Origin of the sequence: Catenulispora subtropica (genome assembly GCF_039531675.1) — a bacterium.
GTDB lineage: Bacteria > Actinomycetota > Actinomycetes > Streptomycetales > Catenulisporaceae > Catenulispora > Catenulispora subtropica.
In genome coordinates this window covers 25,314-45,604 of record NZ_BAAAQM010000028.1, presented here as the reverse complement: position 1 = coordinate 45,604, position 20,291 = coordinate 25,314, and the positions used below count along the sequence as shown (strand labels likewise).

Below are 20,291 nucleotides of genomic sequence, written 5' to 3'. Positions count from 1 at the left end.
TCGACGGCGGGCGTGAAACTTTCGGCGCGCATGGACGCTCCGACCTGCGTTTCGCCCCGATCGGCCCGGTGGTTCCTTGGATGTTCGCAGCTCCCTGGCTAGCTTCTGCGACAAGCCCGCTCTCCTCGCAGGACCTACTCGAAGGGGTGACAACCCGATGTCCCGACCTTTCCACTGGCTCCGGGCGGCCGTGACGGCGCTGGCGATCGGCGTCGCCGCGGCGGCGCCCGCTCTGGCCGCGCCCGGCGCCGGCGCCGCACCCGCGGACACCAGCACGTGCTCCGCCACCGGCACCATCCCCGCGGGGGACTACCTGATCCAGGCCAACGAGTGGAACTCCACAGCGCAACAGTGCATCACCTATACCGGAGGCACCGCGTGGTCGGTGAGCACTGCCGACTTCAACCTGTCGACGAGCGGCGCGCCCGCCACGTACCCGTCGATATACAAGGGCTGTCACTGGGGACTGTGCACCGCCGGCAGCGGCATGCCGATCCAGGTGAGCAAGCTGGGCAGCGCGACGAGCTCGTGGAGCACCACGCAGCCCGGCTCCGGCGCCTATGACGTCGCCTACGACATCTGGTTCAACTCCACGCCGACCACCTCGGGGCAGCCGGACGGCACCGAGGTGATGATCTGGATCAACAGCCGCGGCGGGGTGCAGCCCTTCGGCTCGCAGACCGGGACGTCGACCGCCGCCGGCCGGAACTGGAACGTGTGGACCGGCCAGCAGACCTCGTGGAAGATCATCAGCTATGTCCTGAACCCGGGCGCCACCTCGGTCACCGACCTGGACGTGAAGGCCCTGATCCAGGACGCGGTCGCCCGCGGCTCGATCAACCCCGCGCACTACCTGATCGACGCCGAGGCCGGATTCGAGATCTGGCAGGGCGGCCAGGGCCTGGCCACGACGAACTTCTCGTTCACCGCGAGCCAGCAGGGCACCGGCGGCGACACGACCCCGCCTTCCGTGCCGTCCGGCCTGGCGGTCACCGGCACGACCGGCTCCACCGCCGCGCTGTCCTGGTCACCCTCCAGCGACGACACGGGAGTGGCCGGCTACCGCGTCTACCGCGACGGCGTCCAGGTCGGCACCACCGTCGGCACCACCTTCACGGACACCGGCCTCGCCGCCTCGACGCAGTACTCGTACACCGTCGCGGCCTACGACGCGGCCGGCAACGTCTCGGCCCAGTCCCCGGCCGTCACCGCGACGACCGCCGGCGGGGGCGGAGGAGGCTCGGGCTGCACGGCGACGTACGCCATCAGCAGCAGCTGGGACACCGGCTTCACCGCCACCGTGACCGTCGCGAACAACGGCACCGCGGCGACCAAGGGCTGGAAGGTCACGTGGACGTGGTCCGGTAACCAGACGATCAGCAACGTGTGGAACGCCACCGAGAGCCGCAGCGGTCAAAGCGAGACCGCGACGAACGCTTCCTATGACGGCGTGATCGCGCCGGGAGGTAATACGTCGTTCGGGTTCCAGGCCGGTTACTCGGGGACCAACGGCACGCCCACGCTGGCGTGTACCGCCAGCTGATCAGGGAGGACCCCTGCCCGCGCCAGGCTAATCGCCCGTCGCAGCCCCCTGCCGAACCGCCCGCAATGCCGCGTACAGCTCAGCCGAACCCACCGCATCAGTGGTATGCCGTCCGGTGAGCTCACCGATGCGGTTGAGTCGATAGAGCACCGTGTTCCGGTGGCAGTGCAACAGCTCCGCCGCCTTACTCGTGGAGCCTCCAGCGGAGAACCACGTGTCCAGGGTGTCCAGAAGCGTGCTGTGCTCACTCGGCGGAAGGCCGTTGAGTGCGGCGAACACCGAGTGGGCCATGTCCGCCGCCGCATCGGGCGCCGACGCGACAAGAAGCGCGACCGGTGCCTCGCCGTACGCGTGCGCGCCCTGGGCACCGGTCGGCAGGCAGCGAGCCGCCACCTGCGCCTCCCGCCACGCGCGCGTGGCGTCCGCCGGAGTCCGGAACGGGCGGCTGACGCCGACGCGGGTGGCGGCGAGGGTGCTCAGCATGTCCACCGCGCTCGGCAGGGAGCGTTCGCCCGGAAGGCAGAGCAGGCCCACGGTCGCGCCGGCGAGCCGGGTCCACTCGGAGGCGACGCCGATGGTGCGGAGTTTCGTGGCGGTACCCGGCGGCAGGCCGTCGTCCTGTTCGATCTCGGCGTTCACCACGACGAGCGGGCCGCCGCGGTCCAGGCGCAGGACGCGGACGATCTCTGCCGCACGAGGGGCTGAGGTGACGGTGCCGTCGAGCAGGGTGGTCAGCATGGCGGCGCGGGCCGCTGTGTCGCGGTGGGCCTGTTCCTCGACGGTGGTGCGGTAGGAGTCGGCGGCCGCGCTGGAGTGCTCGTCGATGATCTGCCAGATGTCGGAGGCCAGGTACAGGAGCTCGGTGGCGGCGCCCTCGTCGGTGGCGGCGGCGAGGAGGCGGTCCCAGATGAAGCGGCCGCCGAGGCGGTAGGCGTGCAGGAGGGCCGGGAGGGGGATGCCGAGTTCGGCCTTGATGCGGCCGGCCTCGCGGGCGGCGTCCAGGGCGACCGGGTTCTCCTGCAGCGCCATGAGCAGCGTGCGCAGGTTGTCGCGGACGACCACGCGGACCCGCTCATGGCTGTCGCGCTCGTGCTCGGCGTAGCCGCGCTCGGCCTCGAAGATCTGGTCGGTGAGCTGGTCGGCCAGGGGGTCGACGTCGCCGAGCAGGCGCGCCACCAGCCCGACGGCCGACTTCGCGGCCGGGCGAGCGGCCGGCCGGGACGGCGTCCGGGACGCCGATGCGGACGCCGATGTGGGCGTCGATGTGGGCATCGGCCGGGCGGCCGGACGGGCCCGCGCGGCCGAGGCCGATATGGCGGATTCGTCCATGGTGCTGGCCATGACGCGATCGTAACCGGTGGTTGGCGGCTTGTCTTGTGCAGGTGCACAATTGGATCGCGGGAACCCCCTCCCGGCGCCCATGGCACTAGCCGTTCACCTTACGTAAGCATCTCCTTTAGTGCACGACAAGTTGCCTGTACGTTAAGGCGGACGCACAACTGGAGAGCCTCATGAGCACCGCGACTCTGCCCGCCGCCGAGGCGGCGACGATCGACCAGGCCCTGACCGAGCTCGTTTCCGGCGCCCGGGCCTGGAAGGCCTGCGGTCTCGCGCAGCGCCGGGACCTCATCCAGAAGATCCACGCCGCGACGGCCGCCAACGCCGAAGCCTGGGTGACCGCCGCATCGACCTATAAGCAGCTCCCCGACGGCAGCCAGCTGCGGGGCGAGGAGTGGACCAGCGGCCCGTACGCGGTCCTGACCGCGACGGCGGTTCTCGCCCAGAGCATCGCGGCGCTCGAAGCCGGACGCAGTCCGGTCGACGGCTACCGCTTCGGCAAGGCCCCCGGCGGCCGCACCACCGTGAAGATCCTGCCGCACGGCGTATACGACCGGCTGCTGCTCAGCGGGTTCACCGCCGAGGTGTGGATGCCGCCGGGCGTGACCGAGGCGACCGTGCGGGAGCAGGCCGGTCTGGCGCTGCGCGACCCCGCCGGCCCCGGTGGCGTGGGCGTGGTGCTCGGCGCGGGCAACATCACCTCGATCCCGGTGCTGGACGTGCTGTACGAGCTCTACGCCAACAACCGCGTGGCGCTGCTGAAGCTCAATCCGGTGACCGACGTGCTGTTCGACGTCTTCTCGAAGGTGCTGGCGCCGCTCATCGAACCCGGCCTGGTCCGGATCGTCCGCGGCGGCGCCGACGTCGGCACCTACCTCGTGCGGCACGACCTCGTCGACCACGTCCACATGACCGGCAGCGCCCTGACCCACGACGCCATCGTCTGGGGCACCGGCGCGGAGGGCGCGGCGCGCAAGGCGGCGGGGACCCCGCTGCTCACCAAGCCGATCACCAGCGAGCTCGGCGGCGTCTCGCCGACCATCGTGGTCCCGGGCCGGTGGTCCGACGCCGATCTGCGGTTCCAGGCCGAGCACGTGGCCACCCAGAAGCTGCACAACGGCGGCTACAACTGCATCGCCTCGCAGATCGTGGTGGTCGGTTCCGACTGGCCGCAGAAGGACGCGTTCCTGAAGTACCTACGCGACGCGCTCGCCAAGGCGCCCGCGCGACCCGCCTACTACCCCGGGAGCGACCATCGCGTCGCGCAGGCGTGCGAGGCCTACCCGGACGCCGAACGGATCCGCTCCAGGGTCCTGATCTCGGTGCCCGGCGACCCCGGCGACACGGCTTCCGAACCCGCCCTCACCACCGAGTACTTCGGGCCGGTGCTGGGCGTCATGGAGCTGCCCGGCGACGCGCGGACGTTCCTCGCCACCGCCGTGCGCACCGCCAACGACCGCCTCACCGGCACCCTCGGTGCCAACGTCATCGCCGACCCGCGCACCATCTCCGCGCTCGGCGCGGCCTTCGACCAGGCGATCGCGGACCTGCGCTACGGCACCGTCACCATCAACGCCTGGACCGGCGTCGGCTACCTGACGGCCGCGGCCACCTGGGGGGCCTTCCCCGGGCACACCCTCGACGACGTCCAGAGCGGGATCGGCGTGGTCCACAACGCGGTGCTGCTCGCCTCCCCGGAGCGCACCGTGCTGCGCGGTCCGTTCCGCCCCGCGCCCCGAGCCCTGCTGCACGGCGAGCCCAGCTTGTCGCCCAAGCCGCCGTGGTTCGTCAGCAACAAGACCGCCGCGACCACCGGCCGGCGGCTTGTCGGCTTCGCCGCCCGGCCCCGCTGGTCGGCGCTGCCGGGCGTCTTCATCTCCGCGTTGCGCGGCTGACCGGGACCTAAGAGGATCAAGCATGTTGAATCTTGCGGTGCTGCTGGAGAACACGGCGCGGGACCTGCCGGAGCGCGACGCGGTCGTCCTCGGCGATCTGCGCCTGACCTACGGCCAGGTCGAGGCGGCGGCCAATCAGGTGGCCGGGGCGCTGGCGGCGCGCGGCGTCGGTCGCGGGGACAAGGTGGCGCTGAGCTGCCCCAACCTGCCGTACTTCCCGATCGTCTACTACGGCGCGCTGAAGGCCGGGGCGACGATCGTGCCGCTGAACGTGCTGCTCACCGAGCGGGAGATCGCGTATCACCTGGAGGACTCCGGGGCGGTCGCCTACTTCTGCTTCGAGGGCACGCCGGAGCTGCCGATGGCCAAGGCCGGCCGGGCGGCCTTCGACGCGGTGCCCGGCTGCGAGCACTTCGTGCTGATCACGGCCGGCGCCGAGGCGTCCGAGCCGGACGTGACCACGCTCGCCGCGTTCACCGCGGGCCGGCCGCCGACGTTCGACACCGTGCAGACGCAGGAGACCGACACGGCCGTCGTCCTCTACACCAGCGGGACGACCGGCCGCCCCAAGGGCGCGGAGCTGACCCACAGCAACATGGTGCAGAACGCGCTGATGGTGAGCCGGATGTTCGGGGTCAGCAGCGACGACGTCCACCTGGTCACGCTGCCCCTGTTCCACTCGTTCGGGCAGACGGTGGCGCAGAACTACGGCTTCGCCAGCGGCGCGACGCTGGTGCTGCTGCCCCGCTTCGACCCGGACGCCGCGCTGGGGCTGATGGAGCGCGAGGGCGTCACCATCTTCGCCGGCGTCCCGACCATGTACTGGGCCCTGCTGCACAGCGAGCAGGCGGAGACCTTCGACCTGCGGCGGATCGCCGCGAACCTGCGGCTGAGCATCTCCGGCGGCTCGGCGCTGCCGCTGGAGGTGCTGAAGCAGTTCGAAGAGCGCTTCGACGTGCCGATCCTCGAAGGCTACGGACTGTCCGAGACCAGCCCGGTCGCCACGTTCAGCCGGGTCGACCGGCCGCGCAAGCCGGGCTCGATCGGGCTGCCGTGCTGGGGCGTCGAGGTGGACGCCGTCCGGCCGGACGGGACGCGCTGCGAGACCGACGAGCCCGGCGAGATCGTCATCCGCGGCCACAACGTGATGAAGGGCTATCTCGGCCGCCCCGAGGCCACCGCCGAGGCGATCGACGCGAACGGCTGGTTCCACACCGGCGATGTCGGGCGCCGCGACGCCGACGGTTACTACTACATCGTCGACCGCACCAAGGACATGATCATCCGCGGCGGCTTCAACGTCTATCCGCGGGAGATCGAGGAGGTGCTGATGACGCACCCCGCGGTCAGCCTGGCGGCGGTCGTCGGCGTCCCGCACGACAGCCACGGCGAGGAGGTGAAGGCCTTCGTCATCCTGAATCCGGGCGCTGAGATCACCGCCGAGGAGCTCGTCGCCTGGGGCAAGCAGATGATGGCCGCGTACAAGTACCCGCGCATCGTCGAGTTCCGGGACAGCCTGCCGATGACGGCGACCGGCAAGATCCTCAAGCGGGAGTTGGTGGAGCGGCCGTGAGTACGGGCTCCGCGGGCTACACCGAGGTCGCGGATTGGGAACGGCTGCCGGTGCGGCGCGTGGCGACGAACGGCATCGAGCTGAGCGTCGTCGACTACGGCGAGGGCCCGGCGGTGGTCCTGTGCCACGGCTTCCCCGAGCTGGCCTTCTCCTGGCGGCATCAGGTGTATCCGCTGGCCGAGGCCGGTTTCCGGGTGCTGATCCCGGACATGCGCGGATACGGCGACAGCTCGCGTCCCGAGGACCCTGACGGCTACGACGCCCTGACACTGGCGGCGGACCTCGTCGGACTGCTGGACGCGCTCGGGTTGGCCGACGCGGTGTTCGTCGGCCACGACTGGGGTGCCTCCACGGTCTGGAACCTGGCGCTGGCCCACCCGGACCGGGTCCGGGCCGTCGCCGGGTTGAGCGTCCCGATCACGCCGCGCTCGCCGGCGCCGCCGATCCCGATCCTGCGCAAGCGCCTCGGCGACGGCTTCTACATGGTGTGGTTCCAGGAGCCGGGCGTCGCCGACGCGGTCTTGAACGCCGACGTCCGCCGGACCCTGCTGTCCGACGACATCGACGCCGCCGCGTGGCAGTCCGCCGCGGACGAGGAGTCGCCGCCGCGTCCTTTCATGACCGAAGCGGAACTCGATGTCTTCGTCAGGACCTTCGAGCGCACAGGATTCACGGGCGGCCTCAACTACTACCGGGCCATGGACCGCACCTGGGAGCGCACCGAGCCGCTGGCCGGCCGGACGATCGACTGTCCGTCGATGTTCCTGACCGGTTCGGAGGACCTGGTCGCGCGGTTCATGAGCGCGGACCGCCTCGGCGCCGTGCTCACCGACCTGCGGGAGAACGTCCGGTTGGAGGGCGCGGGCCACTGGGTCCAGCAGGAGCGCCCCGACGAGGTCACCGGGGCGCTGCTGAGGTTCCTTCAGGCGTTGTGAGCTTCCAGCTTCGCGAGCTCACGCTGGACGGCCTCTTCGTGGGCCTCGGCGTCCTCGCGGGCCCGCTTCGGGTTCCACCGCCCGCGCATCGTCGCCGCGAACGGCAGGAACACGATCTGCCCGGCCAGTGTGACCCACCACCAGGTCTGCCACTGGTGCGGTCCGTCCTTGACCGCCTTGGCGACCTCGGGACCGTGCGCCCGCAGCACGGCGAGGTCGGGCTGGGCCTGCTGCACCTTCAGCAGGTCGGCCGCGCCGACGGCGGCCACGGCCCGGCCCAGGACGTCCGGCGGGATCGCGGTCGGCGGGTACTTGGCGAGCTCGGCGAAGGTCGCCGGGTGGGCGTCGATGATCGCCAGTGCCGGTGCGGCCTTCGCGTTCGCGGCGGCGACCTCGGCGCCGTGGTCGACGACCGGGGTCACCGACGTCACCACCACCGGGACGAAGGCCGCCGACACCGCTACCACGACGCGCAGGATCCAGCCCCACACCGCCAGGCCGGTGGCCGTCGCGGCCGGGTTGCGTTCCTCGACGGTCTCGGTGAACGCCGCCATCCACGGCGCGTAGGTCACGCCGGCCAGGGCGCCGCCGATCAGGAACACGGTGGCGAAGGTGTAGTAGCCGGTGGCGGGACGGGTCGCCAGCTCCGCGAAGGCCACCGTCGTGGCGATGGTGCCGAGACAGCCCACGATCATCAGGGGCTTGCGGACCTTGAGCCGGTCCGACACCAGGCCCGCGACGATGAGGCCGATCGCGTTCGCGGCCCAGTACCAGTTGGCCACCGCGTTCGCCCGCTGCTCGCTGTAGCTGTAGACCGCTGAGAAGTAGATGACCAGGTTGCCGACCAGCGCGTAGTAGAGCAGCAGATACACGCTGACCGCGAACGCCGGGCCGGCGACGGCGGGGTGCAGCATCTGCCGCCAGTGGCCGGTCAGCTGCTGCTCGGGATCGATGCCGCGGGCGCGGGCTTCGACCAGCGCGCGGTCGCGCATGCTGACCATGATCTGGTCGCGCAGCCGCGGGGAGAGCTCGCGCAGCCCGAACAACGCGATGACGAACACGATCAGGGCGCTGACGGCCGCGTAGCGGAGTTCGTCCTGCCACGTGGAACTGTCCAGCGTGTGACTCGTCACCGTGGTCACCACCAGGCTGCCGGCCACCGGTCCGATCGCCCACGCGCCCATGGCCGTGGCCCGGCCCAGCTGCGGTGAGAAGTCGCGGATCAGGGCCGGCGTCGCCACCAGGATGATGCCCTCGACGAACGACAGCGCGACGAACAGCGTCAGGAAGGCGCCCTTACCCGTCATGCCGGGCAGGGCCAGCACCAGGACGCCGGCCACGAGCAGGCCGTACACGACGAGGTTCGCGCGGCCCCAGCGGTCGGCGAGGCCGGCGATCAGCGAGGAGGCGGCGCCGACGGCGTTGCCGATCACCGACATCCAGATGAAGTAGGTGAAGGTCATGTGGTAGCGGGTCATGATCGACGTCGCGACCGCGTACTGGATGTAGAGCAGGTAGTACAGGACGATCGTGGTCAGCACGACGATCGCCAGATAGGCGTACCGGCGTGCGGACTGCGGATAGGCGGCCAGGTCGCGCCGCCAGAAGCGGGTCAGGACGGCCGGGGCGGCGTCCGCGGTGATGCTGGGGGATGACACAGATGACTCCTTCTTTTCGGGTGGAGAAACCGGTCTTCCTGGGGTGGTGCGGGTATCGCGGGTTCTACTGCACGGCCGTCCGCAGCTCCTTCTTCAGGATCTTCCCGGTCGGCCCCATCGGCAGGGTGCTGAAAAAACGCACCTCGCGCGGGTACTTGTAGGCGGCCAGCCGTTCTCGGCAGTAGGCGATGACCTCCTCCTCGTCGGTCTGCGCGCCGGCCTTCAGCACGACGCACGCCACGACCTCCTCGCCGAGTCGTTCGTCGGCGCGGCCGATGACCGCGGCCGCGGCGATCGCGGGATGGGTGTAGAGGACCTCCTCGACCTCCCGCGGGTAGACGTTGAAGCCGCCGCGGATGACCATGTCCTTCTTGCGGTCGACGATGTAGAGATAGCCGTCCTCGTCCGCGTAGCCGAGGTCGCCGGTGTGGAACCAGCCGTCGCGGACCACCTCGGCGGTCGCCTCCGGATCGTTCCAGTAGCCCTTCATCATGTTGTGGCCGCGGATGACGATCTCGCCGACGTGCTCCGGCCCGGGCGGCAGCGTCCGGTCCGCGTCGTCGACCACGCGGGTCTCCACGCCCCAGACCGGCTTGCCGATCGAGCCGACCTTGCGCTGTTCGGCGCTGATGTTGAAGGTCGTGGTGCTCGCCGACTCGGACAGGCCGTAGCCCTCCAGGATCACCGTGCCCGGGAACTTCTCCTCGAAGGCGCGGATCACCTCGCCCGGGATCGCGGCCCCGCCCGAGCAGCCGACGCGCAGGGCGGACAGGTCGTGCCGCGCGGTGTCCGCGTGCAGGAGCGCGAAGAACATCGTCGGGACGCCGGAGAAGATGGTGCAGCGGTGCTCGGCCATCGCGTCCAGCACCGGCGTGATCTCGAAGCGCGGGACCAGGGCCAGGGTGCCGCCGAAGCGGACCACGACGTTCAGGACGCTGGACAGCCCGAAGACGTGGAACAGCGGCAGGACCGCGAGGACGACGTCGTCCTCGCGGATGCCGAAGAGGTTCCCGGACACGGTGCAGTTCATGTAGAGCTGGAAGTGGGTCAGCTCGGCGCCTTTGGGCCGGCCCGTGGTGCCGCTGGTGTAGAGGACGACGGCGGTGTCGTCGGCGTTGGTGGGCGCGATGTCGCCGGAGTCGGCGGCGTCCAGCAGGTCTTCGAAGGGCAGGGTTCCGGCCGGGACGTCGGCGGTTCCGGGCAAGGTGACGGCGTAGACCGGCACCTTGTCAGCGGTCTGGGCCGCCTCGACGCCCTCGCCCGCGAGCGGGGCATAGGTCACGAGGATCCGCGCGCCCGAGTCCTCCAGGTGGTACGCGATCTCGCGAGCCTTCAACAGCGGGTTCAGCGGGACCAGGATCAGCCCCGCCTTGAGGATGCCGAAGTAGCAGAGCAGGAACTCCGGCAGGTTCGGCAGCTGGACCGCGACGCGGTCGCCGCGCTCCAGTCCGAGGGCGAGCAGGGCCGCGGCCACCCGGCCGGACGCCTCGTCGATCTGCTCGTACGTGAACGTCGCATCCCGACTGTGGCACAGCGGCTTGTCCGGCGCCGTGTGCCGCGCCTCGCGGAGCATCGTCGCGAGATTGAAAGTCATGGACGCTCTCGCTTCCTGGTCCCCGCGGTTGTCGCGCGCAGACCGACCGCCCGGTATGTTTCCGCTTAGTATCGTCTGGAATCCCGGGGTGTCAATGGGGGCGGAGCAGGACCCTGACGAGGAGTGACATGACGGAGCGGGGCGGGGCGCGGGTGCCCCGCGGCGAGGCGCGGGACCGGATCGTCGCCGCGGCCACGGAGCTGTTCGGCCGCCAGGGCTACGAGGCCACGACGACTCGGCAGATCGTGGAGGCGGCGCAGGTCACCAAGGGCGCGATGTACCACTGGTTCAGCTCCAAGGAGGAGTTGCTGACCAGCATCTACCGCGAGCTGCTGGCCGAGCAGACCGCGCGGCTGGAGGCGATCGCCGGCGGCGCCGGCCCGGCCGACGTCCGTCTGCACGACGCGGTGACCGATCTGTTCGCGCACATGGACGAGCACGCCGAGCCGCTGACCGTCTGGGCCCGGTCGATGCATCTGGTGGCCGGGGAGCACGCCGCCGCGGTCCGCGCCGAGCGCCGCCGGTACCAGCACCTGTTCCAGGACCTGGTGGAGGAAGGCCAGAAGACCGGCGTCTTCCGCGGCGACGTGTTGGCCACCGTGGTGACCAACACGTTCCTGAGCGGCATCGTGCAGATCTACCGCTGGTTCCGGCCCGAGGGCCCGCTGACGCGGCGCGAGTTGGGGGAGCAGATGGTGGCGCTGTTCCTGGACGGAGTGCGGACCGTGCCGACTGCGGAGCCCGCGTAGACCACGGGCCGATCCCGCCTCCGGCGTCCCCCCACAGTGGTATCCGGGTCGTCGACCGCAGCACGGTGACCCGGGCCCGCTTCGGCGTTACGCTGCGGCGATGCGGACTGTTCCGGGGAGTCTGGGACCGGGGGTGGGGGAGGCGGTGCGGGCCGCGCGGCGGTTGTATCGGGCCCGGCCCTGGGCGGTGGACGGGGTGGTCGCGGCGGCGATGCTCGCGGTGACCGTGATCTGGCTGAATCAGTATCCGTATGAGCCGGACGGCCGGCACGTCTACAGCGTCCAGGACGTCCACCACGTGCCCTACCGGCCCGTCGACGCCCTCGGCGCCGTGCTGACCGGCCTGACGTGCGCGGCGATCGCCGCCCGGCGCTGGCGGACCGAGCCGGTGCTCCTCGGGACCTGTGCGCTGATCGCCGTCTACACCGCCCGGGACTACCCGCCGACCACCCTCGCCTGGTGCCCCATCCTGATCTTCTACACGCTGTGCACTCGCACCGTGCCTCTGCGGGCGGCACCGTTCGCCCTGGCGCTGTTCGCGGTGTGGCTCCAGTACAGCCTGAAGCTCGAGGTTCTCGGCATCCTGCTGGCGGTGGTGCAGTCGGTGCTGGTCATCGTCGTCACCTGGAGCTTCGGAGACCAGGCTCGGCGGCTGGCCGAGCGCAACACGAGACTGGCGTCGCTGACGGCGCAGCTGCGGCGGGAGCAGGCGGCGCGGGCCGACCGCGCGGTGGCGACCGAACGGGTGCGGATCGCGCGGGAACTGCACGACGTGGTGGCGCACCACATGTCGGTGATCTCGGTGCAGGTGGGACTCGCGCGGTACGTCCTGGCCGGCGACCCGGCGACGGCCGGGCAGGCGATGGACACCATCGCCGACGCCAACCACGAGGCCATGCGCGAGATGCGGCGGATGCTCGCCGTGCTGCGGCCCGTTCCGGAGAACGGCCGCGCGGCCGGGCGCGGGCGGCCGCCGTCGGTGGAGCCCGCGCCGGGGCTGTCCGGCCTGGACACGTTGCTGGACCGGGTCCGGGCCGGCGGGATCGAGGTGGACCTCCGGATCTCCGGCGACCCGGTGGCCCTGCCGCCCGGGCCGGACCTGTGCTGTTACCGGATCGCGCAGGAGTCGCTGACCAACATCATGAAGCACGCCGCCGGGGCCACCGCGGTCGTGGAGTTGACGTATGAGAACCGGGCGGTCACCCTGCGCGTCGCAGACGACGGTGGGAGAGTACGCTCCCTGATGGACGCCGACGGTGCCGGACCGGCGTCCCCGGAGCGCACGGGGACCGGCAACGGCCTGGTCGGCATGCGGGAACGAGCGAGGATCTACGGCGGGACGCTGACGGCCGGGCGCCGCGTGGCCGGCGGGTTCGAGGTCGTGCTGGCCCTCCCGATCGGAGACGCGCAGGACGGCCCGGAGACCTGATCCGGTCACGGGGACGCCGCCCCGGTGTGGTCCCGCCAGACAGGGGGCCGCGGGGTGTGGCGGGTGCTCGTCGTGGACGACCAGGTCCTGATCCGGGCCGGGCTGGCGGCGCTGATGCGCGCCGCGCCGACCGTGGACGTCGTCGGTGAGGCCGAGGACGGCGAACAGGCGCTGGCGCTGCTCGCCGAGCACGAGGCCGACGTGGTGCTCATGGACCTGCGGATGCCCGGCATGGGCGGCATCGCAGCCACCGAGCGGATCGTCGCGGCGCGGGAGGCGGCCGGCCGCCGGATCCCCCGGGTCCTGGTCCTGACCACCTTCGACCTCGACGACTATGTGTACGCCGCGCTCAAGGCCGGCGCCAGCGGCTTCGTGCTGAAGGACACGCCGCCGGACCGCCTGCTGGCGGCGATCACCGTGGTCGCGCACGGGGACATGCTGTTCTCCCCGAGCATCTCGGAGCGCCTGGTCGAGGCCTACACCCTGCGGGGCGAGGCGGCCTCCGGGCCGGCGCCGGACCTCGCCCCGCTGACCGCGCGGGAGGTCGAGGTGCTGCGCCTGGTCGGCAAAGGGATGACGAACCCTGAGATCGCCGAGCACCTGGTGGTCGGCGAGACCACGGTCAAGACCCACCTGAGCCGCACCATGACCAAGCTCGGGCTGTCCACGCGGGCGCAGGCGGTAGTCGTGGCGTACGAGACCGGGCTGATCGTGCCCGGCGGCGGGTGAAGGGCCTGCGACACCGGCGCCGGCCCCGGCCCCGGCACCGATGCCGACGTCCGTGCCGCGGCCACGGCGCCGATCACGACTATCGTGGCAGCATCGTGACCCGTGGCGCGTCCTCCACCGGATGGAGCCCGACGCAGACCGTAGTGCTGTGGTCCACCTGAGGAGGCGGCGACTCTGTCCGAGCCGGAGATCGAGGCACCGCGTCCCGGCCGGGGCGCGCGCCGGACCCTGCGCGGCGGCAAGGCGTTCGCCCGCGAATGCGACAGACTGCTCGAAGCCACGGCCACAGCCCGGGCCCTGGTCGTCACCGAGTACCAGGCGGCGATCGAAGCCGCGCGGCAAGGCCGCTTCGTCCGCCTCCCGGTCGAGCAGCTGCGGGAGCCGTACGGAGCACGCTTCCCCCTGACCGCCCTCCAACGCGCCGGCTACCAGAGCGCGGCACAAGTCCTCGACGCCTCGACCGAACAACTGGCGCAGGCCAAAGGGATCAGCGTCGAGACCGCCGTCAGGCTGCACCGCGCCGCGGTCGTGCTGCGCGGCGAGGTCGACGACGACTCCGCCATCCGGCTCGAACCCGGTCTCACCGACAGACTGGCCCGCGCCCTCTACGACTACGACCGCATCGAGCGCCTCATCGGCCCGCTGCGCGCGAAGGCCGAACAGTACCGCGACGAGGCGGGACGCCTGCGCGGATCGGCGAAACCGTTGCGCGGCAAGCTCCGCTGGATGCTGTCCGGGCCGAAGCGCAAGGCGGAGGCGGCCGAAGCCCTCGGCACGCTGACCAAGCTGCTCGACGACCCCGCGAGGACCGCGTTCCTCGAAGACCTGCGGCGCGCGCACCAAGCCGTCGGCGATACCGCACCGCCGCCGATGGCCGTCGTCTGGCGTGACTTCAACCAGCGCTCCGCCGCGTACTACTCGGCCCTGGACGCGGCGCTCGGCGAGGCGGTCGACACGAAGACCGGCGGCAGCCGCGAGGCCGAGCTGCCGCCGGAGGTCGTGGCGGCGGTCGAGGCGCAGCCGCTGGACACCAGCCTGCTGACCGCGACGCTGCGCGGTTACCAGCACTTCGGCGCGCGCTACGCGTTGGCGCAGAAGGCGGTGGTGCTCGGCGACGAGATGGGCCTGGGCAAGACGGTTCAGGCGATCGCCGCGCTGGCGCACCTGAGCGCGAGCGGCCGCAAGCACTTCTTCGTCGTGTGTCCGTCGAGCGTCATGGCCAACTGGGAGCGGGAGATAGAGCGGCTCAGTTCGCTGACGTCGTTCCGGGTGCACGGCTCCGGCGAGCGCGACAAGGTGCTGAACCGCTGGGCCCGCCAGGGCGGCGTGGCCATCACGACGTTCGACACGCTGCGCGTGGTCTCCGTCCCGCCGCGGCCGCTGGGGCTGGCGGTGGTGGACGAGGCGCACTTCATCAAGAACCCGGAGACCGCGCGCGCGAAGAACGTCCGGGCCCTGCTCAAGCGGGCCGAGCACACGATCCTGCTGTCGGGGACGCCGCTGGAGAACCGGGTCGCCGAGTTCACCGAGCTGCTCGGCTACCTGCGCCCCGACCTCGCCGACGCGCTGGACCGCAGTGACGAGAGCGACGACCCGGCCGCGTTCCGCCGCATCGCGGCTCCGGCCTATCTGCGGCGCAACCAGAAGGACGTCCTGAAGGAACTGCCCGAGATGGTCGCGGTCGACGAGTGGGTGGAGTTCACCGACGCCGACCAGCAGGCGTACCACGACGCCGTCATGGCGGGGCACATCATGTACGTGCGGCAGGCGGCCTACCGGTCCGGCGCGGCGTCGGCGAAGATGCAGCGCCTGGTGGAGCTGGTCGACGAGGCCCGCGAGAACGGGCTCAAGGTCCTGATCTTCTCCTACTTCCGCGAAGTGCTCGCCACCGTGGAGCAGGCCCTGGGCGAGCGCGTGGTCGGCTCGATCACCGGCGACACCATACCCGGCACGCGGCTGGACCTCGTCGACGGCTTCAGCAAGATCGACGGTCACGCGGTGCTGCTCTCCCAGATCGACGCCGGCGGCACCGGCCTGAACGTGCAGGCCGCGTCGGTCGTGATCCTGTGCGAGCCGCAGTTCAAGCCCTCGACCGAGGACCAGGCCATCGCGCGGGCGCACCGGATGGGACAGAACCGTGTCGTGCGGGTCTACCGGCTGCTCGCCAAGGACAGCGTGGACGACGCCCTGCTGGCCCGGCTCGGCGCGAAGGCGCGGCTGTTCGACCGGTACGCGCGGCGCAGCGCGGTCGCCGACTTCTCGCCGTCGGCCGTGGACGGCGAGCTGGCGGGGTCCGAGCGCGCACTGGCCCGGGACCTGCTCGCGGGGGAGCAGGAACGGATCGGAGTCCGGCGCTCCCGGTGATCAGGCGGCTGACATGCCCGCGATCGCCCGCACCGCGTCGATCGTGTCGGCGTCCTGAGCCCGCTTGTCCTCCCGGTACCGCAGCACCCGCGCGAACCGCAGCGTGACACCGCCGGGGTACCGCGTGCTCCGCTGGACACCGTCGAACGCGATCTCGACCACCAGCTCCGGGCGGACCCGCACCGTCCAGTCGTCGGCCCCGGTCTGCAGTGCGCGCAGCCGCTCGGTCTGCCAGGCCAGCAGCTCGTCGGTCATGCCCTTGAACGTCTTGCCCAGCATGACGAATCCGCCGGTCTCCGGGTCGCGCGCGGCCAGGTGCAGATTGCTCAGCCGGCCGCTGCGCCGGCCGTGGCCCCACTCCGCGGCGATGACCACGAGGTCGAGGGTGTGCACCGGCTTCACCTTCAGCCAGGCCGCGCCGCGGCGGCCGGCGGCGTAGGGCGCGTCGAGGGCCTTCACGATGACGCCTTCGTGGCCGCGTTCCAGAGCGTCCCTCGCGAACGCCTCGGCGGCCTGCGGATCGTCGGTGACCAGCCGCGGCGTGACCGTGGCCGAGGGCGCGATGGAGGCCAGCAGCGCGGAGCGCTCGTGGGAGGGCAGGTCGATCAGGTCGCGGCCGTCCAGGTGCAGCAGGTCGAAGAGGAAGACGGTCAGCGGGATCTGTTCGCGCAGCCTCGTCACGTCCCGGCGGCTGCCGGTGCGGCTCGCCGTCTCCTGGAACGGCCGCGGGCGGCCGTCCGCGGCCAGGGCGAGCGCCTCGCCGTCCAGGACGGCGTCGGCCACCGGGAGGGCCAGGGCCAGCTCGACCACTTCCGGCAGCCGGTCGGTGATGTCGTCGAGGCTGCGGGTGAAGACCTGGACGCGGTCGCCGGCGCGGTGGATCTGGACCCTGATCCCGTCCAGCTTCCACTCCAGGGCGGCGGCCGCGGTCTTGGCCAGCGCGGCCTCGACGCTGTCCGCGGTGGCGGCCAGCATCGGCTGGATCGGGCGGCCGACCACCAGGCCGACGGCGCGCAGCCCCGGCACCCCGTCCCGCAGCGCGGTCCGCGCCGCCGAGGCGAGATCACCGCCGAGCATCGCCGCCCGACGGACCTCGGTCGCCGGGACCGCCGCCGCCTTGGCCACCGCGTCGGCCATCACGCCGTCCAAAGCGCCCTGGCGCAGGTCGCCGGTGAGCAGCCCGCGCAGGAAAGCCTGTTCCCCGGCGGTGGCGCGGTCGAACAGCCCCGCCAGCAGATCCCGGCGGCGGGCCTGCGATCCGGTGCCGGTGGTCGTGCCGACCTCGGCGAGGATCCGGTCCACCTCGATCAGCTCCAGCTCCGCGACCGGGGCCGGCCCGGGCAGGTCGCGCAGCGTGGCCCAGCCGACGCCGATCTGCCGCTGCGGCAGCTCGCCGGACAGGTAGTGGACCGCGATCGGCACCTCCTCCGGGCTCGCCGCGCGCAGGCGCTCGGCGAGCAGGGCGATCTTGGCCGTGCGGGCCGAGGACGCGGTGACCGCGATGGACGTGTCCGCCAGATCCGACAAGCGCATGAGGGCATCGTCCGCCACGGCACTGACAGGGGCGACTCCGCTCACCCACATGGTGGATGACGCCCTGCCGTCAGCCCAGGGACCTCATGACGACCCGCGCGGACGTGGCCAGGACCACCTTCGGGCTGCCGGACGTGGGAGCGAACTGGCACTCGAGCACGGGCTCGTCCGCCGGCACCGCGACGGCGGGGAAGTCGCCCACGACCGCCTTCCGTGTCGCCTCCCACAGCTTGATGCCGCTCGGGGAGACGCAGACCACGTGGACACCCGACCCGGAGTCGTCGATGAGGAGTCCGTCCACGCGGTCCTCGACCGGCAGCCGGTCGAGGACCTCCTCGCCGGTCGGGCGGTGGACGCTGATCCCGTCCGGGGCGGCGACGGCGACGAGCTCCCCGGAGGTGGAGACGGCGATGTGGGAGACGTCCTTGCGGCCGCCGAAGGTGTGGAGCACGTAGGGCCGGTTGATGTTCCAGGCGACCGCCGCGGTGCTCCCACCGGAGGTCCGGCCGAGGCCGATGAGGATGTTCGGGCGTGCCGCGTACAGGCGGTGCGGTCGCAGGGCGCCCTCCAGCATCCGCCAGCCCTCGCGCTCGTCGCGGACCAGGGGCGGACGGTTCGAGCTGGCCAGGGCGACGCCGGGGTGCCCGAGCCCGTGCAGGTCGACCGCCTCCTCGAACCGGACCTTCTTCACCGGCGGGATCTGGACCGGGTGGCTGTAGACGGGCGCGGGGTACATCAGGTTCGCGCTGATCACGGCCTGCGACTGCGGCGGCAGACCGGCCAGCTCGCCGGGGACCACGAACGACAGGCCGGGCACGATGCCCGGGCCGGGCGAGGCCACGAACTCGTGCGGCGTCATAAGGATCGGCAACTGCTGGAAGCGCTGGCCGGCGTCCGCGTTGAAGAGGAAGACCTCGGACCAGTAGGACGTGGTCGTGGCACGGCCGCTGCCCTGGAGACACACCGCCAGCATCGGTACCTGCTGCACGACCATCGGGATGAGGCGGACACGGTTGATGCGCCGCACCTCGTTGCAGGCGAACACGTCAGTCTGTTCCGATTCCCCGCCCATGGCGCAGAACAATAGACGCTGATGAGGTCCGCCAGAACAAGTTCGTGGAGTCGGGCAGTCATTTCCGGCCCCGGCCTCGTGTACTAGGGCGAGGAGGGGCATGGACATCGAAGAGGAACGGCGGTTCCGCGAGTTCGTCGGAGCCAGGTCCAAAGCGCTGTTGCAGACCGCGTACCTGCTGACCGGCGACTGGGAACACAGCCGCGATCTGGTGCAGGGCGCACTGGCGTCGCTGGCGCGGCGTTGGGGTCAGCTCTCTGATCCGGCGCGCGCCGAGGCGTACGCCCGCAAGGCGGTCTACCACGCGCACGTCGACAAGACCCGGCGCCTGTCGTGGCGGCGGGAACGCTCGACGGCGGCGGTCCCGGACCGGCCGGCGCGGGACGCGGATCCCGCGGACACCGTGGCCGACCGCGACGAGGTCATGGAGGCGCTGCGACAGCTGCCGCCCGGGCAGCGCGCGGTCGTGGTGCTGCGGTACTTCGAGGACCGCAGCGACGCCGAGATCGCCGACGTGCTCGGCGTCTCGACCGGGACGGTGCGCAGCCAGCACCACAAAGCCCTGAAGGCGCTGCGAGTGACGGTATCCACGAGGGAGGCGGAAGCGGCATGGTGACGGAACAGGAACTGCGCGAGGTGCTGACCGGCGCCGCCGACGATGCGGCGGCGGAGACGTACATGCTCGGTCTGTCGGACCGCGCGCTGGCGATGGCGGAGGGACGCGGGACCCGCCGGTGGGCGCGCTACGCGCCGGGGGTCGCGGTGGGAACGGCCTTCGCCGTCGCGGGGACGTTCGGCGTGTTGGCGCTCGACGGCGGAAGCGGCGGAGGCGGAGGCGGAGGCGAGCGCGTGGCGTCGCTGAACGCACCGACCATGGCGACGAACCCGGCAGCGCAGTCGGCGCTGGTGGACTTCGAGGTGGAGTGCCTGGACAAGGGCGCCCCGAAGATGGCGATGGACTGGGTGTGGGATCCCGAGACGCAGCAGTACCACGGGGTGGACGGCGACGTGTACACGGCGTTCACCCCGTCGCCCGACGGCAAGCGGGCGCTAGTGGTGCAGGGGATGCCGGCGGTGCGGTGGGCGGTGGCCGGTTGGAGCGACGCCGTCGCGGGGCGGCTGACCTTCCACGACCTCGGTGCCTTGAGCGGCGGCGTGCGCTGGACCACGGACGGAGCCGAGGTGACCAATGGCGCGGACTGGATCACCGGCGCGGACGCGACGGGCAAGCCGGTCGTCATGGACGATTCGGTCGAGTTCTACGATCCGAGCACGGGTGCCGCGCGCTCCGTCCACCTCCCGGCGGCCGTCATCGACCGGATCACCAGCGGCCAGTGGGTACTCCAGCAGTGGCAGGGCGACCACGACTCGGTGGTCTTCCCGATGGCGAGTGTCTCCGGTGACCGCGTCGAGTGGCTGGACACCGGCGGCAAGGTCGTCCGAACCGTGACCGTGCAGAACGGGCTGGCTGCCACCGCTCCGAAGGGCATCCCCTTTCTCCAGACCGCGACCTCGCCGGACGGCCGCTTCCTGACGGAGTTCAACGCGACCGTGGTGGCGACCTTCGACCTGCGGGCGGGCGGCCGCCGAATTGCCCAGTCCTCGCCCGACGTGCAGCGCTCCTACTACCTCGGGTGGACCGGGGACCACGAGATCACCCTGGCGATCGACGAGACCGGGCAGGACGCCGGAAAGCCGGGCTCGGGGGTGCCGAAGACCCGCCACGATCTCGTCTACCGCGTCCTCGGGCCCGACCTGAAGGTGATCGAGGAGACCAAGTTCCCCCTGCCCGAAGACCCGCAGGGGCACTGCGCCTCGTGGCCGGTGACGTGGGCGCCGAAAACCCAGTTTCCTGGGGCGTTCGTCCCCTGACATGCTG

At 71.6% G+C, this 20,291-nt stretch carries 15 protein-coding genes; 10 read left to right on the top strand and 5 right to left on the bottom strand.

All coding sequences use genetic code 11. The features are described from left to right. Positions 1–157: 157 nt before the first annotated feature. Positions 158–1,543: a GH12 family glycosyl hydrolase domain-containing protein gene (locus tag ABD466_RS23710; RefSeq protein ID WP_344659348.1), complete on the top strand. Its 1,386-nt coding sequence runs from the start codon at positions 158–160 to the stop codon at positions 1,541–1,543. Between the two features lie 27 nt (positions 1,544–1,570). On the opposite strand, the gene ABD466_RS23705 is transcribed toward ABD466_RS23710, so the two are convergent. After that, positions 1,571–2,884 carry a PucR family transcriptional regulator gene (locus ABD466_RS23705; RefSeq protein ID WP_344659347.1) on the bottom strand — a complete coding sequence of 438 codons (1,314 nt, stop codon included), beginning with the start codon at positions 2,882–2,884 and terminating at the stop codon, positions 1,571–1,573. A 170-nt stretch (positions 2,885–3,054) separates the two neighbouring features. Between ABD466_RS23705 and ABD466_RS23700 the strand changes: the two genes are divergently transcribed. The 3 genes from ABD466_RS23700 to ABD466_RS23690 are packed head-to-tail and all read left to right on the top strand — an operon-like array spanning position 3,055 to position 7,284. Next, positions 3,055–4,776, top strand: coding sequence for an aldehyde dehydrogenase family protein (locus tag ABD466_RS23700; RefSeq protein ID WP_344659346.1), 1,722 nt, complete (start codon positions 3,055–3,057; stop codon positions 4,774–4,776). A gap of 22 nt (positions 4,777–4,798) precedes the next feature. Beyond that, entirely contained in the window at positions 4,799–6,349 is a 1,551-nt protein-coding gene (locus tag ABD466_RS23695; protein ID WP_344659345.1) for a long-chain-fatty-acid--CoA ligase, read from the top strand. Beyond that, positions 6,346–7,284: an alpha/beta fold hydrolase gene (locus ABD466_RS23690; protein ID WP_344659344.1), complete on the top strand. Its 939-nt coding sequence runs from the start codon at positions 6,346–6,348 to the stop codon at positions 7,282–7,284. The genes ABD466_RS23695 and ABD466_RS23690 overlap by 4 nt, the downstream gene beginning before the upstream one ends. Here ABD466_RS23690 and ABD466_RS23685 read toward each other — a convergent pair. Together ABD466_RS23685 and ABD466_RS23680 are read right to left on the bottom strand one after the other, a co-directional pair. Then, positions 7,272–8,942: an MFS transporter gene (locus tag ABD466_RS23685; protein ID WP_344659343.1), complete on the bottom strand. Its 1,671-nt coding sequence runs from the start codon at positions 8,940–8,942 to the stop codon at positions 7,272–7,274. The genes ABD466_RS23690 and ABD466_RS23685 overlap by 13 nt on opposite strands. 64 nt (positions 8,943–9,006) lie before the next feature. Next, positions 9,007–10,536, bottom strand: coding sequence for a long-chain-fatty-acid--CoA ligase (locus tag ABD466_RS23680; RefSeq protein WP_344659342.1), 1,530 nt, complete (start codon positions 10,534–10,536; stop codon positions 9,007–9,009). Positions 10,537–10,664: 128 nt separating this feature from the next. On the opposite strand from ABD466_RS23680, the gene ABD466_RS23675 reads away from it, so the two are divergent. The 4 genes from ABD466_RS23675 (at position 10,665) to ABD466_RS23660 (ending at position 15,807) form a co-directional block, all read left to right on the top strand. Then, entirely contained in the window at positions 10,665–11,285 is a 621-nt protein-coding gene (locus ABD466_RS23675; RefSeq protein ID WP_344659341.1) for a TetR/AcrR family transcriptional regulator, read from the top strand. A gap of 100 nt (positions 11,286–11,385) precedes the next feature. Next, the gene (locus ABD466_RS23670; RefSeq protein WP_344659340.1) at positions 11,386–12,714 is read left to right on the top strand and encodes a sensor histidine kinase; all 1,329 of its coding nucleotides are present in this window, start codon (positions 11,386–11,388) and stop codon (positions 12,712–12,714) included. 63 nt (positions 12,715–12,777) lie between these two features. After that, a complete protein-coding gene (locus tag ABD466_RS23665) occupies positions 12,778–13,443 on the top strand; it encodes a response regulator (protein ID WP_425558715.1) in 666 nt (221 codons plus the stop codon). Between the two features lie 528 nt (positions 13,444–13,971). Beyond that, the gene (locus ABD466_RS23660) at positions 13,972–15,807 is read left to right on the top strand and encodes a DEAD/DEAH box helicase (RefSeq protein WP_344659338.1); all 1,836 of its coding nucleotides are present in this window, start codon (positions 13,972–13,974) and stop codon (positions 15,805–15,807) included. Here the strand turns inward: ABD466_RS23660 and ABD466_RS23655 are convergent, their stop codons facing one another. Both ABD466_RS23655 and ABD466_RS23650 read right to left on the bottom strand, forming a co-directional pair. After that, a complete protein-coding gene (locus tag ABD466_RS23655) occupies positions 15,808–17,340 on the bottom strand; it encodes an ATP-dependent DNA ligase (RefSeq protein WP_344659337.1) in 1,533 nt (510 codons plus the stop codon). A 70-nt stretch (positions 17,341–17,410) separates the two neighbouring features. Next, entirely contained in the window at positions 17,411–18,412 is a 1,002-nt protein-coding gene (locus ABD466_RS23650; protein ID WP_344659336.1) for a WD40 repeat domain-containing protein, read from the bottom strand. A 100-nt stretch (positions 18,413–18,512) separates the two neighbouring features. Between ABD466_RS23650 and ABD466_RS23645 the strand changes: the two genes are divergently transcribed. Together ABD466_RS23645 and ABD466_RS23640 are read left to right on the top strand one after the other, a co-directional pair. Next, a complete protein-coding gene (locus ABD466_RS23645) occupies positions 18,513–19,028 on the top strand; it encodes a SigE family RNA polymerase sigma factor (RefSeq protein ID WP_344659335.1) in 516 nt (171 codons plus the stop codon). After that, positions 19,022–20,284 carry a hypothetical protein gene (locus ABD466_RS23640; protein ID WP_344659334.1) on the top strand — a complete coding sequence of 421 codons (1,263 nt, stop codon included), beginning with the start codon at positions 19,022–19,024 and terminating at the stop codon, positions 20,282–20,284. The genes ABD466_RS23645 and ABD466_RS23640 overlap by 7 nt, the downstream gene beginning before the upstream one ends. The last annotated feature ends 7 nt before the right edge of the window (positions 20,285–20,291 follow it).